General features: G+C 63.1%; 19 protein-coding genes and 2 tRNA genes. 5 read left to right on the top strand and 16 right to left on the bottom strand.

Annotation, left to right across the window (positions count from 1 at the left end):
* Positions 1-19: 19 nt before the first annotated feature.
* Positions 20-514, bottom strand: a complete 495-nt coding sequence (locus RR_RS16345; protein ID WP_004960103.1) for a hypothetical protein — start codon at positions 512-514, stop codon at positions 20-22.
* 171 nt (positions 515-685) lie between these two features.
* On the opposite strand from RR_RS16345, the gene RR_RS16340 reads away from it, so the two are divergent.
* On the top strand, positions 686-1,546 hold the full coding sequence (locus RR_RS16340) for a transcription initiation factor IIB (RefSeq protein WP_007187827.1): 861 nt from the start codon (positions 686-688) through the stop codon (positions 1,544-1,546).
* Here RR_RS16340 and RR_RS16335 read toward each other — a convergent pair.
* The 6 genes from RR_RS16335 to RR_RS16310 form a co-directional block, all read right to left on the bottom strand.
* On the bottom strand, positions 1,525-2,241 hold the full coding sequence (locus RR_RS16335; protein ID WP_011224417.1) for a MinD/ParA family ATP-binding protein: 717 nt from the start codon (positions 2,239-2,241) through the stop codon (positions 1,525-1,527). The two genes, RR_RS16340 and RR_RS16335, sit on opposite strands and share 22 nt — an antisense overlap.
* Positions 2,238-3,005, bottom strand: a complete 768-nt coding sequence (locus tag RR_RS16330) for a hypothetical protein (protein WP_011224416.1) — start codon at positions 3,003-3,005, stop codon at positions 2,238-2,240. The genes RR_RS16335 and RR_RS16330 overlap by 4 nt, the downstream gene beginning before the upstream one ends.
* A 32-nt stretch (positions 3,006-3,037) precedes the next feature.
* Positions 3,038-3,847, bottom strand: a complete 810-nt coding sequence (locus RR_RS16325) for a hypothetical protein (RefSeq protein WP_049939048.1) — start codon at positions 3,845-3,847, stop codon at positions 3,038-3,040.
* On the bottom strand, positions 3,844-4,179 hold the full coding sequence (locus tag RR_RS16320) for a hypothetical protein (RefSeq protein ID WP_049939047.1): 336 nt from the start codon (positions 4,177-4,179) through the stop codon (positions 3,844-3,846). Before RR_RS16320 ends, RR_RS16325 begins: the two co-directional genes overlap by 4 nt.
* A 166-nt stretch (positions 4,180-4,345) precedes the next feature.
* Positions 4,346-4,618, bottom strand: a complete 273-nt coding sequence (locus RR_RS16315) for a hypothetical protein (RefSeq protein WP_004960088.1) — start codon at positions 4,616-4,618, stop codon at positions 4,346-4,348.
* 1 nt (position 4,619) lies between these two features.
* On the bottom strand, positions 4,620-8,147 hold the full coding sequence (locus tag RR_RS16310; RefSeq protein WP_011224414.1) for an LAGLIDADG family homing endonuclease: 3,528 nt from the start codon (positions 8,145-8,147) through the stop codon (positions 4,620-4,622).
* Between the two features lie 156 nt (positions 8,148-8,303).
* On the opposite strand from RR_RS16310, the gene RR_RS16305 reads away from it, so the two are divergent.
* Together RR_RS16305 and RR_RS16300 are read left to right on the top strand one after the other, a co-directional pair.
* A complete protein-coding gene (locus tag RR_RS16305; protein WP_049939046.1) occupies positions 8,304-9,446 on the top strand; it encodes a BMP family lipoprotein in 1,143 nt (380 codons plus the stop codon).
* Positions 9,446-11,776 (top strand): methyl-accepting chemotaxis protein, encoded by a 2,331-nt coding sequence (locus RR_RS16300; RefSeq protein ID WP_011224412.1) that lies wholly within the window; start codon positions 9,446-9,448, stop codon positions 11,774-11,776. The genes RR_RS16305 and RR_RS16300 overlap by 1 nt, the downstream gene beginning before the upstream one ends.
* Before the next feature lie 222 nt (positions 11,777-11,998).
* Here RR_RS16300 and RR_RS16295 read toward each other — a convergent pair.
* Positions 11,999-12,071, bottom strand: a tRNA-Pro gene (locus RR_RS16295).
* Positions 12,072-12,126: 55 nt separating this feature from the next.
* On the bottom strand, positions 12,127-14,001 hold the full coding sequence (locus RR_RS16290) for an SLC13 family permease (protein ID WP_011224411.1): 1,875 nt from the start codon (positions 13,999-14,001) through the stop codon (positions 12,127-12,129).
* A 142-nt stretch (positions 14,002-14,143) separates the two neighbouring features.
* On the opposite strand from RR_RS16290, the gene RR_RS22520 reads away from it, so the two are divergent.
* Positions 14,144-14,317 carry a hypothetical protein gene (locus RR_RS22520; RefSeq protein WP_170221569.1) on the top strand — a complete coding sequence of 58 codons (174 nt, stop codon included), beginning with the start codon at positions 14,144-14,146 and terminating at the stop codon, positions 14,315-14,317.
* A 37-nt stretch (positions 14,318-14,354) separates the two neighbouring features.
* Here RR_RS22520 and RR_RS16285 read toward each other — a convergent pair whose 3' ends face one another.
* The 3 genes from RR_RS16285 to RR_RS16275 form a co-directional block, all read right to left on the bottom strand.
* Positions 14,355-16,544, bottom strand: a complete 2,190-nt coding sequence (locus RR_RS16285) for a hypothetical protein (RefSeq protein WP_011224409.1) — start codon at positions 16,542-16,544, stop codon at positions 14,355-14,357.
* A 79-nt stretch (positions 16,545-16,623) separates the two neighbouring features.
* A complete protein-coding gene (locus RR_RS16280) occupies positions 16,624-18,669 on the bottom strand; it encodes a DEAD/DEAH box helicase (RefSeq protein WP_049939045.1) in 2,046 nt (681 codons plus the stop codon).
* Positions 18,670-18,953: 284 nt separating this feature from the next.
* Entirely contained in the window at positions 18,954-19,319 is a 366-nt protein-coding gene (locus tag RR_RS16275; RefSeq protein WP_004960061.1) for a cupin domain-containing protein, read from the bottom strand.
* Positions 19,320-19,419: 100 nt separating this feature from the next.
* Here RR_RS16275 and RR_RS16270 point away from each other — a divergent pair, with 100 nt between their 5' ends.
* Positions 19,420-20,625, top strand: coding sequence for a CBS domain-containing protein (locus RR_RS16270; protein WP_049939044.1), 1,206 nt, complete (start codon positions 19,420-19,422; stop codon positions 20,623-20,625).
* A gap of 3 nt (positions 20,626-20,628) precedes the next feature.
* Here the strand turns inward: RR_RS16270 and RR_RS16265 are convergent, their stop codons facing one another.
* From RR_RS16265 to RR_RS16250, 4 genes are all read right to left on the bottom strand, one after another.
* A complete protein-coding gene (locus tag RR_RS16265) occupies positions 20,629-21,276 on the bottom strand; it encodes a phosphoribosyltransferase (protein WP_049939043.1) in 648 nt (215 codons plus the stop codon).
* 89 nt (positions 21,277-21,365) lie between these two features.
* On the bottom strand, positions 21,366-21,644 hold the full coding sequence (locus tag RR_RS16260) for a hypothetical protein (RefSeq protein WP_004960054.1): 279 nt from the start codon (positions 21,642-21,644) through the stop codon (positions 21,366-21,368).
* A gap of 43 nt (positions 21,645-21,687) precedes the next feature.
* Complete coding sequence (locus RR_RS16255) at positions 21,688-22,536, bottom strand: HNH endonuclease (protein ID WP_011224404.1); 849 nt, start codon at positions 22,534-22,536, stop codon at positions 21,688-21,690.
* 103 nt (positions 22,537-22,639) lie between these two features.
* A tRNA-His gene (locus RR_RS16250) sits at positions 22,640-22,710 on the bottom strand.
* Positions 22,711-22,881: the final 171 nt, after the last annotated feature.

Here is a 22,881-nt window from a genome sequence, read left to right as displayed (position 1 = left end):
GAAAGCTATTCACACACGCTCACAGCAGCTCGCCGACGTCGCTCATCGTCTCTCCTAACGGGTCCCGGTCCTCAGTTGTAAGCGCTCCCTCGACGGCGTCACGGGCCGCGGGCAGCGGGTCGTGCGTCTCGATGTACACAGCCAGGGCAAACTCCTGTTCAGTCACGTCAGCGAGTGCGATGGCGTCGCTGCGGGAGAGGTCTCCGGCAAGCCAATCGGCGATTATCTCACGGCCCTGTGGGCCGACCGGTGAGACTTGCTCACCGACGAGATGGAGCGTCTTTGCGGCCAGCACGGGCGCAACACCGGCGGCGCGGCCTGCATCGCCCACACTCCGACCGGCTGCGTAGGCCTCAACGACAGTTGCCGCTGCCGCCGCCGAACACGGGAGGTCGTCGGCAAACGGGGCCAGCCGCTCCGGGAGGGGCGCGTCCGTCTCGTCGACAGCAGCGACGCCGCGGTCACGCTGGCGGGTCGTGACCTCGACACCAGCGGCGATATCCGACAATGCCATTAAAAATTTCCTTCTCTACATTGGAATTTAATGCTGTCGGTATCTCGATAGGCGCTGGTGTCAATCCCAGTGCCTACCTACCGGTTACCGGTAGGCAGTTTCGCCGAAAAGCGCCCGGAAACCCGCCGTTGCATCGGTTTTTTAACCCTCCATCCAGCCGTAGGTGGAAACATGAGTACGACGGTAACGCAATGTCCGGAGTGTAACGGGTCAGTCAAACAACAGGGCGTCGAATCGGTCTGTGGCAGCTGTGGGCTGGTCGTCGGCGAGGACGCCATCGACCCCGGCCCGGAGTGGCGGTCATTCGAGGATGACGACACCGACCGGGCACGCACGGGCGCGCCGCTGACGCGGTCGCGTCACGACCGCGGGCTCTCGACGAAGATCGGCCGGTCGACACGGCTGAAAGGGCGCAAGCGGCGGCAGTTCGCCCGCCTCCGGCGCGAGCACAACCGCGCCCAGATCAGCTCGAAACGCGAGCGAAACAAGGTGTACGCCTTCACCGAGATCCGACGTATCATCAGCTCAATGGCGCTTTCAGACGCGATTCGGGACCGGGCCTGTGTGCTGTTCGAATCCGCACAGAACGAGGATCTGCTGCAGGGACGGACGCTGGAAGGGTTTGCGGCCGCGGCCATCTACGCCACCTGCCGGACCGAAGGTGTTGCCCGGACCGTCGACGAACTCTGTACCGTCGCCAAGGCGACACAGGCGGAACTCCGCGCGGCCTACGACGCTCTGAACAGGGAGCTCGGGCTGCCGACCGGTCCGATTGACCCACGCGAGTACGTCCCTCGGTTCGCGACGACGCTGGACCTGCCGACGGCGGTCCGCCAGCGCGCGGAACAGCTCGTCGACGAGGCACAGGACCGCGGGCTGGTCAGCGGGCGCAATCCGGCCGGCGTCGCAGCGGCGTGTCTCTATACTGCGGCTCAGGAGCAGGACGTGGCACTTACGCAGGCCAAAGCGGCAGAGACAGCGGACGTAACGCCGGTCACGCTACGTGGGACCTACACCGAGCTACAGGAATAGACGGCGTCAGCGAGCGATTCAATCGAGCGCCGAGCCGACGTGTCCGGCGCTGTTTCTCGGAGCGGCTGTCCATGTGCCTGTGCCGTCGCTAGCGGCTCACTTTTCGGGATAGCGACAGCTGGCGCACCGAACCGGTCCGCGACAGCCCCGATCGCGGGGTTCGGACCGGCACGGTTGAGGACGACCCGACAGAGTCCGGCGTCGAGTTCGCGGGCCAGCGCCCGGACCCGAAGCGCATCAGCGAGCGCCGCGTCCTCCGGCGTCGTGACGAGTACCGCAGCGTCGGCAGCAGCAAGGGGTAACCCCACGTCGGCGTGCATCCCCGCCGGCGAGTCCACAATGACCCAGCGATAGGTCCGCTCCAGCGCGGCGAATACATCTGTGAGCCCCCGCAAGTCGGCACTCCGAGCACCGGCCAGCGTTCGTCCGCATGGGACGAGAGTCACTGGACCGTCCTCCCGGACAGCTTCGTGCGGGTCGGCGCGGTCGGCAAGAACGTCGTGCAGGTCGGGACCACGACTGGACGGGAGGTCCGCCATCCCGAGGTCGCCGTCAACGACGACGCTCCCGGCGTTCGCGGTCGAGTGCGAATCCCTGCTGTCGGTCCGTTCGAGCGCGTCGAGTTCTGCCGCGAGATTGTACGCGACAGTCGACTTGCCGACACCGCCTTTCCCGCCGGTGACTGCCAGAATCATGCCAGGCGGGACAGGGTCTCAGTCGGCACCGTGGCAGCCGCTCGTCGGTCGGCGAGCCGCTCGGCCCGTCGGGCCAGCGCCCGGAGCATTTGCTCGTCGGTCTCGCCCCGTGCCGCGACCGTCCGGACGCCAGACAGGCCGTCTGCCGTGCGAACCGCAGCCGTCGCTGCTGACAGCGAATCCGCCTCGGCTAGCCGCTCAGCACGGTCGACCCGCCCAGCAACGGTTTCGAGCCACTGCGAAACTGCATCGGGGAGTTGCTGGTCCGGCTGGTGCCCGGCCGCAGTCCTCGGTTCGGCTGACGGTTGGCGTCCCGCTGGCTGCGGTTCGATGTCTTGTTCCGGCGTTGGACCGGGCGGCCCAGCGCTCGCGGCTTCGGCTACGTGCATTGACTCAGCTGTTGGGACGGCAGCAGCAGGCGGCGACGGGTCACCCAGTTCTCTGAGAACGGCGTCCGCGGAGTCGAGTCGGTCGTCCGCTATCGTCGTATCAGGTGCCGGCTCGGTACTCACCAGCTCCGCCGGCTGTGCAGACGGTGGGGCTGGCGTCGCGTACCCGAGCGCCTGCGTTTCCGGTCTGAGGACCCCTTCGAACCCGTCCTCGGACCAACCGGCTGCAGGAACGCCCTGCGTTCTCGGCGGCCAGAGAGGGCCATCGAGACGGTTCTGGACAGTAATTCGAGTCGGTTCGGCGATGTTGCCGACAGTCGCTGTGACGAGCGTCACGCCGTCGACTCGCTCGGCGCGACAGTCGAAGGTAACCATAGGAACGGTGGCCCGGCCTTCCGATTTAAAACTCAGCAACGGACGACGGGGGCGTCAAGACAGTCCGACGCAGCCGCTGGGGTCCTGAACCGGTCCGTTTCGAGGACGACCGGTGCAGGCGTTTTGGCGACCCGGAGTACGGCCAGGGCAGCCGTTACTGGGTCGGCATCGAACGGGTCGTCCGGAACTGGCCCGGGAACGGCTTCGATGGCCCGAGCGAACGTATCAGCGCACCGGTCAACGAGGGTCGCTCGGGCGCTCCGCCGGAGGTTGGCCAGTTCGTCGGTAAGCCGACGCTGTTCCTCCAGCGTGTCCCGATAGGCGCGTGCCCGCTCCCGACGGAGTTCGCGTGTCTCTCTGGCGGCAGCCTGTCGAGTTTCCCGTTCGCTCAGTTCCGTCGCCGCGTCCCGGAGAGCGGCCTGTACCGCCCCGTCGTCCGCACCGACCGCCTGCCGAGCGGTAAGGCGACCGCGGTGGGTAGCGACCGCTTCCTGCAGGCCGTCGATGGTCGACTCCGGGACTGGGTCGATGGGGTCCGGCAGCTCCGGCGGCGAGCACTCAAGTTCGGCCAGCTGGGCGTGGCACTCTGTGACGGCGTCGTCCTGTGGCGTCTCGTATCCCCGTGACCGAGCGGCAGCCGCGAGCGCAGTCCGCGTTCGCAGTCCCATCGATGGATGGACGTGCCCTGCGTAGGCGTACACGGACGGTGGTTCCGGACAGGAAACGACCGGAACGGACTGCTGCCCGCGGATGCTTGCGGCGATGGTCCGACCGTCGACGTTTCGGGTGCGAAGGTCGACGACGGCGCCCGTGTACGTGGTTCCAGCGACGTGGAGCTTCACAGGTCAACGCCTCGGAGTTGGTCCGGGTCCGGGAGGTCACGCCCCGACGCGAACCGCTCGTATGGCGTCGCCGGTTCCTCGCGTGCCTCATACCGTTTGGCCGCCTCACGGATATGCTCCGGAGCATCTGTCGGCTCGAACGGTTCGACGTGCTCGATCTGCACGTCAAGGTCGTGTTTCTCGTGGAGCCGAAGCGCCTGAAAGGCCCCGAACTCTGTTCCGGCGAACAACGCTGCTCTCCCGAACTGCCGAACGACACAGTCTTCATGGGCACGACAGGCGTTTCGCAGGTCTCTGCGTGCCGCCCGGGAGTACGTGACGACGAGTAGCACTGGGTAGACATTGCTATTATTACTATAAAATTTTACTGAATTGAATGAGCCGTAGACTGAATATATATGCTAGTCGCCAAGAAAGATAGGGGCAGGCGGACTCGGGAGTCAGTACTGTAGGGGAGGTGTGGAGTGTGCCGACAGTACTTACGCTGCTCGAAAAGGTCTACTCGACGACTGTGACGGTGAATTCGCCGGCATCTGAGACGAGGTCCTGAACCCGCTCGCGGGCCGCTGTCTCAGACGGTGCGAGGACGACGAGACCATCCACGGTGGCTCCACCGTTTGCCCGATAGGCCTGCAGGTCGCCCTCGAACTCAGTCGCATAGGTCCGGAGCGTCCCACGAACGTCCCGTTCGAGGTCACTGAGCGACCGTGACCCTGCCTCGAACTCGGCCAGCGCCTCCTCGATGTTGCGGAGTGCGGAGATACGGTCCATATCAGGTTGTCCGAAGGTGATCCGTCCGAGGTTCGTACACCTCGCCTTTCTGTTTCAGCTTGTCAATCTCGTGTTCGGCCTTCGACTCGTCGATGCCGACCTCCTCAGCGCGTTCGATGACTACGTCGGCGGGTGCGCCCTCATCGTACTCGTCCTCGATGTCGGAAATGATGCCTTTGATGTTCTGGATGCGGTCGCGCTGAGTCTTCGACTGGCCGGTTTCGACCACGTCGGCGTCGAACTCGCCGGTTTCGGGGTCGACGCCGATCTCCTTCAGGCAGTAGTGGGCGATGTCGACCGCCCGGTCGGCGTCAGCTTCGTCGACGGTATCAGACAGCCGAATTCGAGCGGACGCCTCGGCAAGCCGGACCAGCGCCTCCAGTTTCCGGGCGGTGACCGGCACCGGTGCGTCCTCGTCCTGCCCCTTGAGCCGCAGGTCGACGTAGAAGTCCTCGATGCGCGATTTCGCCTCCTCGGTCATCGTCGGGAAGCAGTTGCGCTTCGCGTAGGCGACGTACTTCCGGAGAAGGTCCGGCTCGATAGTCGGCGCAACCTCTTCGGTGACGGTCCCAACCTCCTCCTCACTGAAATTCGACGTGGGATTTTCCGTCCGATGCGTGTGGAGTTCACCGGCGTAGTTGGTCTGGATAATGTGCTCGGCGAGGTTCCGGTCTTTTTCCTCGTCAGGCTTGTCCGTCACGGTGAAAATGAGGTCGAACCGGGAGATGAGTGCCGGTTCGAGGTCGATCTGCTCGCCGATAGGCTCGTACTGGTCGAAACGACCGTACTTCGGGTTAGCCGCGCCCAGCAGCGAACAGCGGGATTTGAGTGTCGCGTTGATTCCAGCCTTCGAGACGCTGATACGCTGCTGTTCCAGCGCTTCGTGCATTGCCGAACGGTCTTCCGGAGACATCTTATCGAGTTCGTCGATGGCGGCGATGCCCTGATCTGCGAGCACGAGCGCGCCGGCCTCTAGCGTCCACTGCTGGCCGTCGCCGAAGTCGTCGCGGACGGCGGCCGCGGTGAGCCCCGCGCTCGACGACCCTTTGCCGGAGGTGTAGACTGAGCGCGGCGCGATGTTCTCGATATATGACAGCATCTGTGAGTTATGCGAGACAACTCCGTTAGTGAGATAGTTGTGTGTCCCCTCGATTTCGAGGTCGTAGACCCACTTTTCATCGTGTTCGATGGGTTCTATCGATTCGATCCGGTCCCACGCGATGTCACCTTCGACGAGTGCAGCGAGTCCGTTCAGGTCTTGACGGAGTGACCCCGTTCCGCCGCCGTCGCTACGCGCAGTGTCGCTGATAGGTGTGTCATTGTTCATCTCAGCCAACCGCGTCTCGAAGGCATCGAGAACCGATTCGAGACTGTCACGGCTTGGGTTTCGGCGTCCCCGCTCGTAGTGTTGATACGTCGAACGCGGAAGGCCGCACTCGGATTGGGTCAGTCCAAGTGCTTCCCGGATGCGACGGAGTTCCGGACCCAGATTGGGGACAATATCAAGATTCGTATTTCCGTGGGTTCCCTCGAATTGCCGGCACGCTTCGGTCTTTCGCGCTGTGATGAATCCGATTTGTTCGGCGTAGTCGTGGAAAGACTGCCCGGAGATTCGAAGCCGGTAGCTGCCGTTGTTCCGGGGTTGGAGTTGTGCCGTGATTCCCTGTGTGACGAGCAAGGTTCGAACGTCTTCCAGCAGCGGTTTACTCATCGAAGCAACAGTAATCTCTCTCTGTGATGTCGAAACGTGTCCCTCTCCCTCGATATAGCCTCGAATAAATCCGGTGACAACGTTGTCGCTGGCTCGCATGATATCTTGCGGAACGCGTCTCTCCGCCGAGGACTGGAGCAACGTTTCGTCCAGAGATGCGAGGAAGCTCACGAACTCGCCGGCAGAACACAACAGTTCGCGGGCGGTCTTCCCCTCGTGTGAACTCCGTTCCGTAACGTTGAGGTTCAGTGTCTCCAGAACAGATTTCGCGTCATCGAGAACTTCGCGGTCGTTATTGGTTATCGAAACATACCCCGTGTTATCCGGACGTTGCTCGACGTACCCCTCGGCAACAATATAACCGATCAGACGGGCCAGTTCGGGTGTCCACTGCGGTGGAAGGTCAAGATCGATTCTGTTGTGGGCCTGTGATTGTCGGAACGTGACATCCAGTTCGTTACAGGCATTTGTGGAAACCTTCCGTGGAACGGCAACGTGTGTCCCGCTCTCTAATTCCTCGGCTTTCCTGGCCTGGAACCGGCCGTCAGATTGGACGAACAGTGGATGGGACGGGGTTACATCGAGTTCACGACCAGTCGCGGTTCGTATCCGATACAGTGTTTCCGGTGCCTTGCGCTTCCAAACCTTGGTCGCGTTTTGCGTGGCTACTGTTCCATCGGATTGGAGTGAGGGGACATCGAAATCAACAGTGTCCCACACGCCGTCGTCGACTGGTTTGGGATCATCTAAGTTCGATTCAACGACCTCTCGTATCGGCCGTTCGTGGCCGTCTGCGAGAGTTACCCGCGTGTCACCGTGGACGCATTTCCCCGTCCCCGGATCGCCTATCAGCAACATATGGAGGTCCCCACGTATTCGAGATCCGTCAGGTAGCTCCTTCGTTACGCCGGAGAAGAGCTGGAGCATCATCGCGAGCTTCTCTTTTTCGTAGCCGTAGATAGAGGGGGCGATGGCCCCGACCATCTTGTCGTAGATGTCGGGTTCGCTGGAGAGTTCGACGATTTCCGTCTTGTCAGCGTCGGTGATCTCCATGTCCTCGAACTGCTCGTCCTCGATTTCAACGCTGACGCCTTCCATGTAGATATCGAACATCGGGGACTTTTCGTTGTCGTTGCCCCGCTGGTCGAGTTTGAGGATGCCGGTCACGCGGACGTGGTCACCGGCGGTGACGTGGCCCGTGATGTCGTCCTCGATGTTGATGTCGATTGACTGGGGCGTCTCCCCACCACGCAGTCCCTCGGGAGATTCCTGCACACGGAGCTTCTGGGCGTCGATGAACTGGGACTGGTCGGTGTTGAGCCGGAACGGCCCCTGTCGTTCACAGCCCTGGCAGTCGTGCGGTTCCTGAAAGTCACCGGCGGTCTGGGGGATACGCGTGAGCGTGCCACAGCGCTGGCACTCGAAGGCCGCCTCGATAACCTTCGGGCGCACGTCGGTCGCCTTCCGGATGATACCTCTGACGGCAACGAGGTTCCCGTGGTGTTCGTGGCGCAGGTCGCGGATGTCCTCGGATTCGGGGAGGTTCCGGACGCGGACGTGGGCCTGCCCGAGCGAGACATCAACCGGGAGGTCGTACAGTCGAAGGGCCTCCTCGGCGTACTCCTGTATCTGCTCGGGCTTTGTCCGGTAGTCGTCGGCTAGATCCGGGTCGAAACGATAGAGGTCGTCCCAGTCGATATACAGCGATTTCTGGTCGTTCGGATATTTCTGGGCGAGCTCACCGATCTCGTTGCGGTAGTAGTTGCGGTAGAACTCCTCGAAGCGGTCGATGAGTTCGGTGTTCTCGGCGGTCGCCATTTGAGTGGACAGTGGTTATGCCCACTGGCCTAAGAAGGTTCGCAAACCGGGGTGGAACTGAAATAAGGCGGCACGAGGGCGGTATCAGTATCACTGTCGAGAATTGGGCCCCGTGGTTTTTGCTGGTATAGTTGATTCACTCAGAGTAGAATAATCGTGCGCAATCACAATATTACAAGACGTCAGCTCCTCGCCAGCGGCGGCGCGGCCGCGACCGCAGCACTCGCCGGCTGTGCGGGCGGCTTCGGAGGGAGCGGACAGGGAGACGAGGGGGCCAGCGACAGCCAAGAAGCAACTGCCAGTGGCATCGACGAGAGCGATGCGGCGGCGACTGTCGGAATGGTGTACGCGCTGGGTGGGCTCGATGACCGCTCGTTCAATGATGCTGCGAACCGCGGCATTCAGCGCGCACGCCTCGATGACGGGGTCGAGTACACGAACCACGAGCCAACCAGTGTCGCCGGGTTCGGCGAAATACAGGCCGAGCTGGCGAGTTCGACGAGTCCGTCATACGACCTTATCTGTTGTATCGGATTTCTGCAGGCTGAAGGGCTATCTGAGGCTGCATCGGAGTACACGGACCAGCAGTTCATGATCGTCGACTCTGTCGTGGAGGCAGACAACGTGGCGAGTTACGTGTTCCGCGAACACGAGGGGTCGTTTCAGGCCGGGAACCTCGCTGGGCTGCTCACAACCAGAGATGTCGACCTCGGGGCAGGCTCGACGAACCCGGACGAGACGACCGTCGGATTCGTCGGCGGCCTCGACCAGCCGCTCATCCACAAGTTCGAGGCCGGCTTCAGAGCCGGCGTCGAGTACGCTAACACAGACGTTGATGTCCTCACCGAGTACCTCGGGAACTTCGACGACGTGCAGGGCGCTCGGGACATCGCAGCCAAGATGTACGACGATGGGGCGGACATCGTCTACCACGCGGCGGGTGGCGCAGGTGTTGGTATCTTCCAGGCCGCACAGGCTCATGGCCGGTACGCAATCGGGGTGGACTCAGACCAGTCCCGGAGTAACCCTCGGTACGCGGATGTCGTACTCGCGAGCATGGTCAAGCGAGTGAACGTTGCGGTCTACGACGCGGCGACGGCGACGGTCGCGGACAACCTCCCCGCTGGTGAGGTTGTCTCGCTCGGGCTTGATAGTGACGGCGTCGGCGTCGTCTATGGCACCTCCCTCGAGCCGGCAATTCCCGACGATATCAGGGAGGCGCTGTCGACATCGCGGGAGCAAATCGCCGCCGGCGACATCGTCGTGCCCACTGAGCGCTCCAACACGGGTGGTGCCTGATGGCGGGCGGTCCGCTCGACGGACTGGCGAGTGCGCTTGATCGAGTCGCTCCCGAATTCATACGGCAACGGTTCGCTGCGAAGTTTGCTGTTGCGTTCCTCGCCGTGTTGCTCGTCATCGCGGGCGCCGGCGCGTTCACGTTTCAGGCGACATCCACAGCAGTCGAGCAACAGACAACCGAACAGCTCGCCGAGACCAGCCAGCTGGAGGGGGACTCTATCGGCTCGTGGGTCGAACAGCAACGCACGCACACCCGGTCCATTTCGCAGGGTGAACCACTCCGGAGCGACCGGCGCGCTGCGGCGTACATCCTGCTGCAGGACCAGTTACTGCCTGACGACGTTGTCAGTATGCACCTCGTAAACGAATCCCGTGGCGAGGTAGTCGCCAGCACGGAACTCCCGCTAGAGGGACGGTCGCTGTCCGAACTTGACGCGCCGTGGACGGCCGCCGAAGTGCCGGAGGGGCCCGGCAACAACACACAGGTCTGGTCGAGTAGTCGGTCGTACCGCTCGCCGGTCCTCAACGACGAGCCCGTGATGGCGTTCGCGAGCTCGGTCCCGAAGCGTGACGGCTCGCACCTCGTCGTCGTCACGCGTATCCAGAGTCAGGTCGACCGGCTCAGCGATACGAATTCGACGAAGGAAACCACGATTCTGAACACCAACGACGAGACGGTACTGAACATCGACCGCGAGTTCGATGCTGCCACCCACAGTGAGAGCCTCGCGGCAATCCGCGACGCGAACGGCACTGCAGCCCCGGTGACAGCGGTGTCCGATGGTCGCGTGTACGCGTTCGCGCCCGTCCCGACCACGAACTGGGTCACAGTGACCAGTCTAGACACGGCACAGGCGTTCAGTGTCCGGGATACGGTCGGGCAGACGGTCGGACTGCTTGTCCTGCTGGCACTCGTTTCGTTGTCGGCTGTCGGCCTCGTACTCGGAAAACGCACGGTTGACCCCCTGAAGCAGCTACGAGACCGTGCTGAACGCATCGAGGCCGGCAACTTCGATGTCGACCTCTCGACGAACCGTGCCGATGAAATCGGCCGGCTCTACGGGACGTTTGACGATATGCGGATCTCTCTGCAGAACCGCATTCAGGAAGCGGAGGATGCAGTTGAGGAAGCGAAGACGGCGCGGTCGGAGGCCGAGGAGCTCCGCACGGAAGCGGAGGACGCACGGGCTGAGGCGGAGGAAGCCAGCCAGCGGCTTCAGGAGCGCGCTACCGAGTACAGCGCGGTGATGCAGGAGATCGCTGACGGTGATCTCACGAAGCGACTCGACGAAGACGCGGAGGAGACGGCAATGCGAGAAGTCGCAGTGGAGTTCAACGCAATGCTCGACGGGCTCGAAGCCACCGTCAGTGAGGTCGCGGCGTTCGCCGACGAGGTCGCGGATGCCACAATCGAGGTCGCAACTGGGGCCGAAGAAATCGAGACGACGAGCCAGACCGTCAGTGACCGCATACAGGAGATCGCCGACGGCGCTATCAGACAGCACGACGACCTTGAGGAGGCTGCCGCCGAAATGGACGAGCTATCGGCGAGCATCGAGGAAGTCGCAGCGTCATCGACGACGGTCGCAGAGACGGCCAGGGAAGCCGTCGACCGTGGCGAAACGGGCCGGGAAGCCGCCGAGTCAGCCATTGACGACATGGCGGAAATCGAGTCCCGCTCGGCAGATGCGGTCGACCAGATTCTCGCGCTACAGAAGCGGATGGACGACATCGGCGAGATTGTCGACTTCATTTCGGATATCGCCGAGCAGACGAATATGCTCGCCCTGAACGCCAACATCGAGGCCGCCCGTGCCGACAAGGACGGCGAGGGCTTCGCCGTTGTCGCCGACGAGGTCAAGAACCTCGCGGAGGAGACAAAGCAGGCGGCAGCAGAGATAGAAGCCGAAATCGCGGCCGTGCAAACGGAGACGGACGAGACTGTCACGGACATCCGCGCGACCAGCGACCACATCGACACCGGTGTGAAGACTGTCCGCGAGGCTGCCGACGCGATAGCGGACACTGTCGACGCAATCGAGAACGCCAACGATGGGATTCAGGAGATTGCGGACGCCACCGAGGACCAGGCCGACGCAACGCAGAGCGTCGTCCACCGCGTCGACGGGGTGTCCGAGATCAGCCAGAACGTGACGGAAGACGCCGAGCAGGTATCGGCGGCCGCCGAAGAGCAGTCCGCGTCCGTCGCTGAAATCGCCCAGAGCGCGGACGAACTCCGCGACCGTGCCGACTCGCTGGCCGCGACCGTCGACGAGTTCGACACCAGTAGCAGGGAGGACGACCACAGCGATGTCGGAGGCCAGCGATAACACGCCACGCGTTCCGCCCCTGACGGGACTGGCGACTAGCGCGGTGTAACATCGCGACGGCTTCTTTTTGCAGTGTCGCCCGGGGAGTCGCTACGGGCATAGTGGTGAGGACGGGCCGCGGCTACGAGTGGGAGTGGCAATGACAGCAAGGGGCTGGCAAGACAGGGTGCTAGGGAAGTAGCGGTAGACGCGGCAGAAAGGCTGCGTTCGTTATCGCAGGTATGGGATCGCCCAGATTTGAACTAGGGGCGCGGGCACCCAAGGCCCGAAGGTTACCAAGCTACCCCACGATCCCGTACTACTCTCTCGATTCGACAGCCTGTAAAGCGTTTCGTTGCGAGGCGGCCATGTCACGCGGGAGCGAGGCCCCAGAAATACGCGATGCCAAGCGTCGTTGCGACGGCGAATACGGCCTGTAGCGGCGCACCAACCTTCAGATAATCGGTGAATCGGTACCCACCGGGCCCATAGACAAGGAGGTTGGTCTGATAGCCAACCGGCGTCATGAACGCCGTCGAGGCAGCGAAGGTGACGGCGAGGACGAAGGCGAAGGCGTTGGCGTTCAGTTGCTGGGCGGTTTCGATGGCGACCGGGATCATCAGGACGACGGAGGCGTTGTTCGAGATGATGTTCGTCAGCAGCGCCGTAACGAGGTACATCAGCCCGAGAACGACGGCGAGGCCGCCCCCGGCGGCGAGGATGCTGCCAGCGCCCATGACGAACAGTTCCGCGAGCAAGTCAGCGCCGCCGGTCTCCTGTAGTGCGGTACCAAGCGGGATGACGCCGGCGAGCAGGAAGATGACATCCCACTGGACGGCGTCGTACAGCTCCGGGGGGCGGAGACAGCCGGTGAGCACCATCGCCAGCGCGCCGCCGAGCGCCGAGATGACGATGTGAACCGGCGTCAGCGCCGCGACGCCGACGACAGCAGCGACGATGCCGATAGCGACGGGAATCTTCGACCGCCGGAAATCCGGGCGTGCGACCTCCTGGGCGACGATGAAGTCGTTGTTACGGTTGAGACGGTCGATGCTTTCAGGAGTGGCCTGCACCAGAAGCGTATCGCCGATGCGGAGTGTAACGTGGTCCATTCGTTGGCGGTACAGCTCCTGCCCGTGGCGAAGCGCCAGCACTGTCGCGTCGTAGCGCTGGCGGAAGTTCGTGGAGACGAGTGTCTCGCCAATAAGCGAGGAGCCGGGGGCGACGACAACCTCAACGAGGTTTTTCCGCTCGTTTGCGGTTTCCAGTTCCGCGTCGTCGACCTCGACATCCGGAATGATGTCCAGCCCTTCGACATCGAGGAGGTCGACGAGCGTGTCTCGGTCCGTCCGAACGGCGAAGACATCACCGGCCCGAATGGATTTCTGGCCGAGCGGTTCGAGGAACGTGCGTTTCTCACGGACCAACTGGACGATGTCCACGTCAAACGCCGAAACTCTGAGCGCCTCGTCGACAGTCTGCCCGATGAGCGGGGAGTCTTGGCGAACGACGACCTCGGTGAGATACTCACCCATCTCGAACTCCTCGGTGAGGTCCTCTTCGACCGGAATCCGCGACGGGACCAGATAGCGCCCGACGGTAAGAAGATAAACCGTTCCGATGACGGTCACGATGATGCCGAGCTGGGTGAACTCGAACATACTGAACGGCTGGTCGATCAGTTCCGCCGAGAGCTGCGAGGCGAGGATGTTCGTCGACGTCCCAATGAGCGTCAGCATTCCGCCGAACATCGAAGCATAGGACAGCGGCAACAGTAGTTTCGACGGCGAGAGCTTGCCCTTGTGTGCGATGTCAGTGACCATCGGCAGGAGGATGGCAACGGCGGCAGTGTTGTTGATGAACCCGGAGATAGGCGCGACCAGCCCGACGGTCGCACTGAGCTGTTTCGTTTCGCTGTCTCCGGTCAGCGAGGCGATTTTCGCGCCGAGAATCTGGACGATCCCGGTCCGCTGGACGCCGTCCGAGAGAATGAACATCGCAAGCACCGTTATCGTCGCCGTCGAGGCAAAGCCGGAAAGCCCACGATCCAGCGGCGAAATCCCGTCACCGGCCTGGTGTAACACGTACACCGGCTCGGCAAGCAACCCGAGGTCGGTCGCGAGCACCGTCACCGGTTCGGCCAGCATCAGCGCGACCATAACGGCAATAGCGGTCACATCGACGGGCAGCGCCTCCGTCGCAAACAGCACCAGCGCAGCGACAATGACCGCAAACACGAACAACATCCCCGGCGTGAGAGGTGGCAGCGACACGTCTGGCCCCTGCGCCGCCAGTGACAAAAGGATGGGTCGTTTGCGAGTGGCGACATCCTCACACGACCCGGAACCGCAGCCGACGTTTATGCCTGTCCGGGCCGAACGTATCATAATGAGCCTTTTCAACGATATCGGTCGGAAAGTCGAGGCGCTGAAGCAGGAAGTCGAAAAGGCGTCTGACGACGAGGCCACCCACCAGTGCAGCGAGTGTGAAACGCGCCTCTACACGGATCACGACGAGTGTCCCGACTGTGGGAGCACGGCTGTCCTCCCCCTGTCTGACTAGCAACAGCGGGGAAACGACGGACCGGGACTCACATCGCTCACCGTGCCGGCCCCTCACGACCAAGATCGTCGAGCAGGGCGTCGTAGCTCCGGCCAAACACCGCCTGTTTTCTGAGCGACGTTATCGCGACCTTGAAGACAGGGACTGCGAACTGCCCGGCCGGCCCACCGACGACGACGGCCGCTTCGTGGTCCGTCTCGTCGGTCCAGTCGCCATCGAGGTGCCGGACGAGGACTTCGCCGAAGTAGCCGCCGAGTTCTCGCACGACGCTGGAGAACGCGCGGTCGTCGAACGACGCGTCGCTCCCGAAGGTCGTCTCGGCGAAGCGCTCGTCGTCCCACTCGGCGTCGACTAGGTCGTCGAGCCGCGAAAGCGAGGCCGGCGAGAAATCGAGGTCGTGCTCGCCCCAGAAGTCAGCGAACTCGACAGCGGTGTCGGCGTGGTCCGCCCGGACCGTGCCGGATTCCCACGAGCGGGCCATCGAGCTAGCGGTCGAATCGCTGTCACTGGGTGCAGATAGGTCACTCTCGTCGGTGTCTGCTGTCGCAGCCGTCTCGTCAGCGGTTACGTCCTGTGACGCTGCGTGCTCGCTGGTATCGGTCGCCTTGACATCTGCGACAGGAGCCGATGTGTTGGGACTGTCATCAAACAGCTCCGTGGTGTCAGAGTCCGAAACGGCTGCCAGGGTATCATCGGCCCTCGTGTCGGCGATGTCTGCAGGTGACTCATCAGCCGTCGTTTCGGCAGCCGCCTCTGCGTCTGGAACGGCATCTGACAACGCATCCGGCGAGCTATCGCGGATCGGTTCGTCGTCCATCGATGTGTCGGACGATGTGTCGTCGGCTGTGTCCGTCGCTGCTTCGTCAGCGGCTGTGTCAGTTGCTGCTTCGTCGTCGGCTGTGTCAGTTGCCGCCCGCGCGGGCGTGGTGTCATCAGTTCCATCCTCATCGCGGGAGTCGACAGCCGAGTCTTCGGACGGTGTCTCGGCCGCTGTCGTTTCATCAGAGGAGTCCGCTGTGGCACTATCGAACGACGACTCCGCTTCATCGATATACGCAACCGGCTCGTCGGCTGCGGCCGCATCGGTCGTTGTTTCGACAGCATTAGTCGTATCAGCGGCCGGTTCATCCGCAGAATCATCGACGGCTGACTCCTCGGCCAGCGTTTCAACTGTTGGCTGCTCATCAGCAGTGTCATCAGCCAACCACTCTGTGGCGGTGTCATCTGCCGACCGCTCTAGGGCGGTATCATCCGCCGACCGCTCTGGGGCGGTGTCGTCAGCCGCCGGCCTGTCACTCGGATCGGCAATCGATTCTTCTTCGGTGGCTGCAGTGGCTGGCGGCTCGCTACCAGCAGCATCTGACACTGAATCAGTTGTATCGGAATCTGCGCTCTCGTTGCTGTCGGGGTCGTCACTGCCCCGCGGTGGCTCGTTCTCCGGTTCGTCATCAACCGCACTGGCGACGGGCGTGGGGTCGGTGTCGTCCGACCGGTCATCAGCTTCCGACTCGGATTCGACCCGTTTGACGATGCGGGTCGGCTCCGTTTCGACAGCTTGAGACGGCTCAGAATCAGTGGTATCGCCGGCAGGTGCTTCACCTCGCTCGTCCGCCTGTGCATCACCAACACGGCTAACGATCCGCGTCGGCTCGGAGACGACGCTGTCGGCGTCGGTTTCATCTGCCTCCAAATCTGCCCGTCCATCACCGTCGGGAGTCTGTATGCTATCCAGTGCCAGTTCGGATTCCAGACGTGTCACGACAGCCGCGAACACCGGCTCGTCGCCGAACGAGCGGGCAGCCACGTCGAACACCGCGACGGTCACCTCGTCGTCCGGGCCGGAAACGGTAACGCCCCATCGGCCGTCGGACTGGACCCACTCGCCGTCGTACGCCCGCACGAGGAGTTCACCGAGATAGCTCCCGAACCGAACCGTGTTTTCGGTGTAGGTCGTCGTCCCCGCGGCGTCGCCGACGGTCTCGCCGCCGTAGCTCTCCTCGATGGCCGTATCGAGGCGGGCAAGCGCATCGGGGTCGAATGTCAGCGGGTCCGCGCCATCGACGACGTTCTCGGCGTACTCCCGGAACGTCGTCGGGTCGAGCGCCGCCGTGTCTAGGCGGTCCGGCCCATCGTCGGACGGCCCGTTATCCTTTGCCGTCCGCTCGTCCCCGTCGGTCGACGAGTCATCGCCACCGACGGCCCGACGGATCCTATCGAACAGGCCCATGGACACCGGAAGTACGTGCCGCTACAAGAATGTACGCCGAAAGGATATTCAGCCGACAGGTTGGACGGGCGCGGACCGCTCAGTGCTCGTCGCGTAATTCCATGTCGGCGACGATTTCGTAGGGATGCTGTCCCTTGCGGATACCGTCGAGCAACTGGAAAGACTCGTCGGGCGCGAGGAAATGCCGGGTCACAGCCCGGCCAAGCGGCGTCGGCGAGAGGCCGTCGATAAACTCGTATTCGAGCAGTTTCCCCAGCGCGTGTTTCGTCGGCACCTCGCCGACCATCCGGTCGTTGAGCCGCTTGGCCTGCTTGCCGGCGACGGTGACGTTAGCCAGCGTCTCTTCGACGGCTGCGCCCTCGTCGTAGCGGGTGATGACCGGCTCCATCTCGCCTTTCAGCAGCTTGAACGCCACTTCGTCTTCGGTCATCTCCATGCTGTTGTGGTACGAACAATCAGGCTCGACCAGCATGTAGACGGTCCCCTTGTCGTGGTAGTCCGGGCGGCCGGCCCGGCCGAGCATCTGGCTGAACTCCTGGACTGTGAGCCATTCGATACCCATCGCCAGTGAGTCGAAGATGACCTGCGAGGCGGGGAAGTCGACTCCGGCAGCCAGCGCCGCCGTCGTCACGACCGCTGCGAGGTCCTGATCGGCGAACTGCCGCTCGACCCGCTGGCGCTTCCGGTTGTCCAGTCCGGCGTGGTACGGCGCAGAACTGTACTCCAGTTTGCGTGAAATCTGGTGACAGCGCCGCCGGGAGTTCGTGAAGATGATAGTCTGGCCGCGATAGCCTTTGCTGGATTTGTTGTCGAACGCCCGCTTGACGAGCTTCTTTTCGGTCTCGATCTTCTCGCGGCCGTCGGCGAACGTGACGTGGCGCTCGATTGGAACCGGTCGCTCCTCGAATTCAATGAGCGTCGCCCGGAGCTGGTCGGCCAGCTGTCCGGGGTTGCCGACCGTCGCCGAGAGATAGATCCATTGCGTGTCGCCGCTATCCGGTGCGCCACCGGACTCGCAGTAGTATTTGAGTCTGGAAATCAGGCCGTCAAGCCGGTGGCCCCGCTCGTCCTCCCCGAGCGTGTGGACCTCGTCGATGACGACGGTCCCAACAGTACCGAGGTCCTTGCCGGTCCGGAGCGCGTGGTCGATGCCCTCGTAGGTCCCGACGATAACGTCGGCTTCGGGGTCGAAGCGCCCGCCTTCGTCAGCAATGCGGCTCGCGCCAACACGCAGCGACACGTCGACCATGTCGCCGTAGCGGTCCTGAAACTGCTCGTATTTCTGGTTCGCAAGGGCGACCAGCGGGACGAGAAACAGCATCGTACCCTTGTTGTTCAGGACGCGGTCGATGCCGGCCATTTCGCCGATGAGCGTTTTCCCCGTCGCCGTTGCGCTCACGACGAGCTGGTCGCGGCCCTCCGTGGCCCCGTGCTCGACGGCGAGACTCTGGACCGGGAGCAGTGTATCGAACCGGGATTCGAGATGCTCCTGCATCCCGGGATGGAGGTCCAGCGAATCGACGCGAACGGGGTCGACCTCATCGACGGTCGCCGAGATTTCGTCGAACTTCGTCAGGTCCGGGTCTAGTTGGCCCGACAGAAGGTTCGTCACCCGGTCGAGGTCCTGCACCTCCAGTAGCAGCTCTTCGAGCCGGTCGCGGGCGTCGCCGCTGATGCTCCCTTTGAACGCGAGTTCGCGGTCGAGTTGCTGGCGAGCACACTCCGGACAGATGGTTTCGTCATCGGTCTCGATAGCAGTTTCGCTGGTAATCGGCGAGTAACGCCCGTCGGAGGCACACAGCCGACAGGTCCGGACGACCTTGGCCTCGACCTGATACGCGTCGAGCATCTCGCGGACGCGGTCGCGGGCGAGCGGCGCGGTCTGTTCTGAAATACGAATGCGGGCCGCACGGCGAGCGAGGTCGACGAACTGGTCGGGCGAGCGAAGCTCCTCGCTGGTCCCGTCCTTGACACGGAGCCGACGCGGGCGGGGGCCGGCGTCGGTCTCTTTCAGTTCGAGGATTCCGTGGAAGAGCCGCTCGCCGTCCCGGTGGGCGGCGACGCGGAACTCCTCGCCGTGTTCGTGGAGGAACAGGGTCTCTACCTGTGCGGCCTGCTGTGACACAATTATCTAGTGGCGACTGCGCTACTTGAGCGGTTCGGACTAGCTGTGAGCGGGACGAATCACGCGGCTACGGTTTCGAACAGCCAGAAAGCCCCGAGCCGCTGGACTACTGCGACTCGCTGCGCTCCTCGGTCGTTGCACTCCCTGCGGTGCTTACGTCGTCTCGAACGCCCAGCGGCTCGCCCCTTTCGGTCCCACCCGGCCTGGATTGGGTAGTCGGCTCTGTGTTGGGCGCTCTGGTGCTCAGTTGTTGCTACGCCTGTGGTAGATGCACATGCTAGCAGTCACTCTTGCAGTTTGATTTCGTCATCGCCGGCGGGAACCGCACAGAGAAACGCGCCCGGTTCGTCGCCGTCGTTACGATACCAGTGGACAGCGCCAGCGGGGATATGGAGGCTGTCGCCCGCCCCGACGGCGTACTCCTCGCCCTCGATGCCGACGGTGTACCGGCCAGCAAGGACGTATTGCTCGTGTTCGATGTCGTTGGTGTGTTTCGGCACGCTGCCGCCGGGGGCGAGCGTGAAGCGACGGATTGCGAGGTTGCCGCCGCCGCTCTCCTCGCCGATGAGGACGCCCTTTTCCAGCCCGTCAGCTGCGTCGACGGCCTCGTACGCAATGTCGTCCGCGCGGCGAATCAGTGGGTCGCTCATATGCGGTCCATCGCGGGCTCGGCGCAAAGGCGTACCGGCGGCGGTGACCATGGCAGTCCCGCCAAGGGGGCTTAAGACCGTCCCGCGTCAACCTCCCGATATGCGCCGGTTTCGCATCGGAAGCGCGTTTGGAATCCCCATCCAATTGGACCTGACGTTTCTCCTCGTGCTACCGCTGTTCGCCTGGATTATCGGGACACAGATCGAACAGACGACCGAGCTGTTGAACGGGACGTTGAACGCTGGCCTGGACGTGGCCGTCCTCACCGACGGCGCGCTCGTCTGGGTACTCGGCATCGGTGCGGCCCTCGGCCTGTTCACCGGCGTCGTCCTCCACGAACTCGGCCACTCCCTCGTCGCTATCCGCTATGGCTTCCCGATCGATTCCATCACGCTCTGGCTGTTCGGCGGCATCGCCCAACTCAGCGAGATGCCCGAAGACTGGAAACAGGAGCTGGTCATCGCCATCGCCGGCCCCATCGTCAGCATCGCCATCGGCGCTGTCTGTTTCGTCGCGTTCCAGATTCTCCCGAGCGGCGCGGGGACCATCGTCGAATCGACGCGGTTCATCCTCGGCTATCTCGCGCTGATGAATATCGCGCTGGCGGCGTTCAACATGTTGCCGGGGTTCCCGATGGACGGCGGCCGTGTCCTGCGTGCGCTGCTCGCCCGCCGGCGGTCCTACGCCCGAGCGACGACAATCGCCGCCGAAGTCGGGAAGATATTCGCCGTCTTTCTCGGCCTGTTTGGCATCTTCGTCCTCGGGAATATCTTCCTCGCCGGGCTGGCGTTCTTCATCTACATCGGGGCGGCGGGCGAGTCCCGCCAGACCTCGATGCGGGCCGCGTTCGAGGGCGTCACCGTCGCGGACGTGATGACCCCAGCGGACCACGTCACGACAGTCGCCGACGATATGTCTGTCCGGGAACTCATTCAGACGATGTTCAGGGAGCGCCACACCGGCTATCCGGTCAAGCGCAGCGGCGAGGTCGTCGGCCTCGTCACGCTCGAAGACGCCCGCGCCGTTCAGGAAGTCGAGCGCGAGGCCTACACCGTCGGCGACGTGATGACGACGGAAATCATCACAATCAGTCCGGAGACCGACGTGATGGACGCGCTGACCTCGCTGCAGCAGAACTCCGTTGGTCGCCTGCTCGTCACTGACGAGGATGGCTCCTTCGAGGGACTACTCACCCGGTCTGACATCATGACAGCACTTTCGATTATCAAATCAAGCAGCGACTACACCGCCATCGGCGAGTCAGAAACCGAGACCGTCCGGCCGGAATCAAGAATCGAGCGGTAGCGGTCACTCCTCGGCGAGATACGACATCGCCGCCTCGTCGGAGACCTGCTCGAACTGCTCGTAGTACTGGCCGACAGCGCGAAACGCCGACGGCCTTTCCAGACAGACCACTTCGTCGACCAGCGCTTCGAGGTCCGACATCGCCCGCGGCGAGGCGACCGGGACCGCGAGCACGAGTCGTTCGGGGTCCGCCTGTCGAATCTGCTCGATACAGGCCCGCGCCGTTGCCCCCGTCGCCACACCATCGTCGACGAGGCAGACTCGCTTCCCGGTAAGTGTCGGCGACGACTCCGAACTGCGGTAGCGCTGGGCCTTCTGTCGGGCGGCTTCCGCCATCTCCGCTCGTGTGCTCGCAACGTAGTCCCGGGGTATCTCGCGTTGCTCGATGACATCGGTGTTGAGCCAGACCGCTCCGTCCGCGGCGACGGCGCCGATAGCGTACTCGGGGTTGTTCGGTGCGCCGATCTTCTTTGCGACCGCGATGTCTAGCGGCGCGTCCAGCGCGTCGGCGACGGGCCGCCCGACCGGGAGTCCACCGCGCGGAATTGCGAGGACGATGTCGACTGTGATGTCCCGCTCACGCAACGCCTCTCCCAGCCGCTGTCCAGCAGCCTGCCTGTTCTTGAACGTCGGGGAGCGGTTGCGTCCCATACTAGTTAGTTCGCTGTCGAGATGCAAATATTTCCGCATTCTGACAGCGGCGAGATAGTCGAACGAGCCGATCCCGGCAAAGCCCCGCGTTAGTCGTCGGACAGCGCTGTGGCAACCGCTTCGAGTTCGCCCTTCCGGAAGGGCTGCTCCGCGTCCGCCGGGTCGTCGTCCTCCTGCGCTCCGATTTTCCAGAGAATACCCGCTCGCATCTGTGGCTTCGATGGGAGCCGGTCCGTGTCAATGTCGTACCCCACAGCCTCGCAGATCGCTGCCAGGGCTTCCTTGGTGAAAGCAGTCGAGACCGGCCGTTCGTACCGCCCAACAGCTTCACGAATCTCGTTTCGGAGTTCGTCGACAGTCGGTGACATACGCGTACTGGCGGCGGGCCGGATTGTGTAGATTCCGGTCCGATTACACCGTCGCGCCGCCAACAGCAGACGGGTCCCATCGCGGGATGCCGGCCCGCCAGCGCAGTTCCGCCCGCGAGACACGGCCGAACTCCGTCCGACGGTGACAGCTCGGACACAGCGAGACGACATTGTCAAGCGTGTGTGCGTCCCGAACGGCGAGCGCCCGCAGTGCGGCGAACAGACGGACTGGGACGATGTGGTGCACATCCGGGTTCCGCCCCAATTCGTCGGCATTAGTCCCACACAATACGCAAGCGTGGTCGTCCCGTGCTAAAGCCTGCTCGCGTACTGCCCGCCATCCCGGCCCGTAGTCGCCGACGCCACCGCCGCGCCAGTTCGGATGGCCGTCACCAGTGAACGCCTCGGAGAGCCACGCGGCGTGGCAGTCGCGGCTGCAAAGGACGACTTCGCTCTGAATCTGGCTCGGATATCGCTCAACGGGGCTGTCACAAACATCACAAGAGACAGACAGTTTGCCACCTGACCAGGAGTGATGCGCAGTTCCGGTACGCTGTGGCGGTTCGCGCCACGCCGCAGTCTCGACGCAGTCGGGGCAGTACATGCCGTCTTTTTCCGAGGGGTAGTACTCGAACCCCGCGTCACAGATATCACAGTTCGTCTGTTCTTTCGCATCCGAAAAGTTTGGATTCGCCTCTCCTTCGTACGATACGGCAGCGTCGTGGCATACGTCCGAACAATAGGCACGGGTAGATTCGGCGTAGAATTCGGCTCCACAGCGGTTGCACTCTCTGTTTGGTAGCCGTTCGTCGTGGGCGCGACTGTGATGTACCCCGAGACCGCGGCGGCTGTCGAACACCCGCCCACAGGTCGGGCAGTCATGTTCTGCCATATTATAGACAGGAATGGGGGAGATAATAAATCCGGGCCGAGTGGGGTGGCAGTGAAACTAGCAGGCTGAGCTTCGCCGAATGATATGTAAGAAAATTTATACAGTCCGGGTGCGGGAATTGAACCCACGTCTCAGCCACCACAAGGCTGAAGGATACCACTACCCCAACCCGGACACGCTTGCTGAAGCATTCATAGATATCCCGCTGGAACAGAAATACGTTACGAATCTGGAAACCAGTGAGTCGTGAGAGCGCGTGACAGCGGTGGCACGGCGGTTCGGGGTTGGCTTCGAAACCCATCAGGTGCTTCGAGACGCTTTTACACAGGCGACACGTATGGAAGG

The organism is Haloarcula marismortui ATCC 43049 (genome assembly GCF_000011085.1).
In the GTDB taxonomy this organism is placed as follows: domain Archaea; phylum Halobacteriota; class Halobacteria; order Halobacteriales; family Haloarculaceae; genus Haloarcula; species Haloarcula marismortui.
This window is presented reverse-complemented; position numbering and strand designations above follow the sequence as displayed.

Bases quoted from the DNA above. Each gene is read 5' to 3' on its own strand.
- RR_RS16310 (WP_011224414.1), bottom strand. From the start codon at position 8,147: ATGGCGACCGCCGAGAACACCGAACTCATCGACCGCTTCGAGGAGTTC.
- RR_RS22520 (WP_170221569.1), top strand. From the start codon at position 14,144: ATGAGCCTTTTCAACGATATCGGTCGGAAAGTCGAGGCGCTGAAGCAG.
- RR_RS16335 (WP_011224417.1), bottom strand. From the start codon at position 2,241: ATGATTCTGGCAGTCACCGGCGGGAAAGGCGGTGTCGGCAAGTCGACT.
- RR_RS16345 (WP_004960103.1), bottom strand. From the start codon at position 514: ATGGCATTGTCGGATATCGCCGCTGGTGTCGAGGTCACGACCCGCCAG.
- RR_RS16270 (WP_049939044.1), top strand. From the start codon at position 19,420: ATGCGCCGGTTTCGCATCGGAAGCGCGTTTGGAATCCCCATCCAATTG.
- RR_RS16275 (WP_004960061.1), bottom strand. From the start codon at position 19,319: ATGAGCGACCCACTGATTCGCCGCGCGGACGACATTGCGTACGAGGCC.
- RR_RS16285 (WP_011224409.1), bottom strand. From the start codon at position 16,544: ATGGGCCTGTTCGATAGGATCCGTCGGGCCGTCGGTGGCGATGACTCG.
- RR_RS16255 (WP_011224404.1), bottom strand. From the start codon at position 22,536: ATGGCAGAACATGACTGCCCGACCTGTGGGCGGGTGTTCGACAGCCGC.
- RR_RS16260 (WP_004960054.1), bottom strand. From the start codon at position 21,644: ATGTCACCGACTGTCGACGAACTCCGAAACGAGATTCGTGAAGCTGTT.
- RR_RS16290 (WP_011224411.1), bottom strand. From the start codon at position 14,001: ATGTTGTTCGTGTTTGCGGTCATTGTCGCTGCGCTGGTGCTGTTTGCG.
- RR_RS16340 (WP_007187827.1), top strand. From the start codon at position 686: ATGAGTACGACGGTAACGCAATGTCCGGAGTGTAACGGGTCAGTCAAA.
- RR_RS16300 (WP_011224412.1), top strand. From the start codon at position 9,446: ATGGCGGGCGGTCCGCTCGACGGACTGGCGAGTGCGCTTGATCGAGTC.
- RR_RS16330 (WP_011224416.1), bottom strand. From the start codon at position 3,005: ATGGTTACCTTCGACTGTCGCGCCGAGCGAGTCGACGGCGTGACGCTC.
- RR_RS16315 (WP_004960088.1), bottom strand. From the start codon at position 4,618: ATGGACCGTATCTCCGCACTCCGCAACATCGAGGAGGCGCTGGCCGAG.
- RR_RS16265 (WP_049939043.1), bottom strand. From the start codon at position 21,276: ATGGGACGCAACCGCTCCCCGACGTTCAAGAACAGGCAGGCTGCTGGA.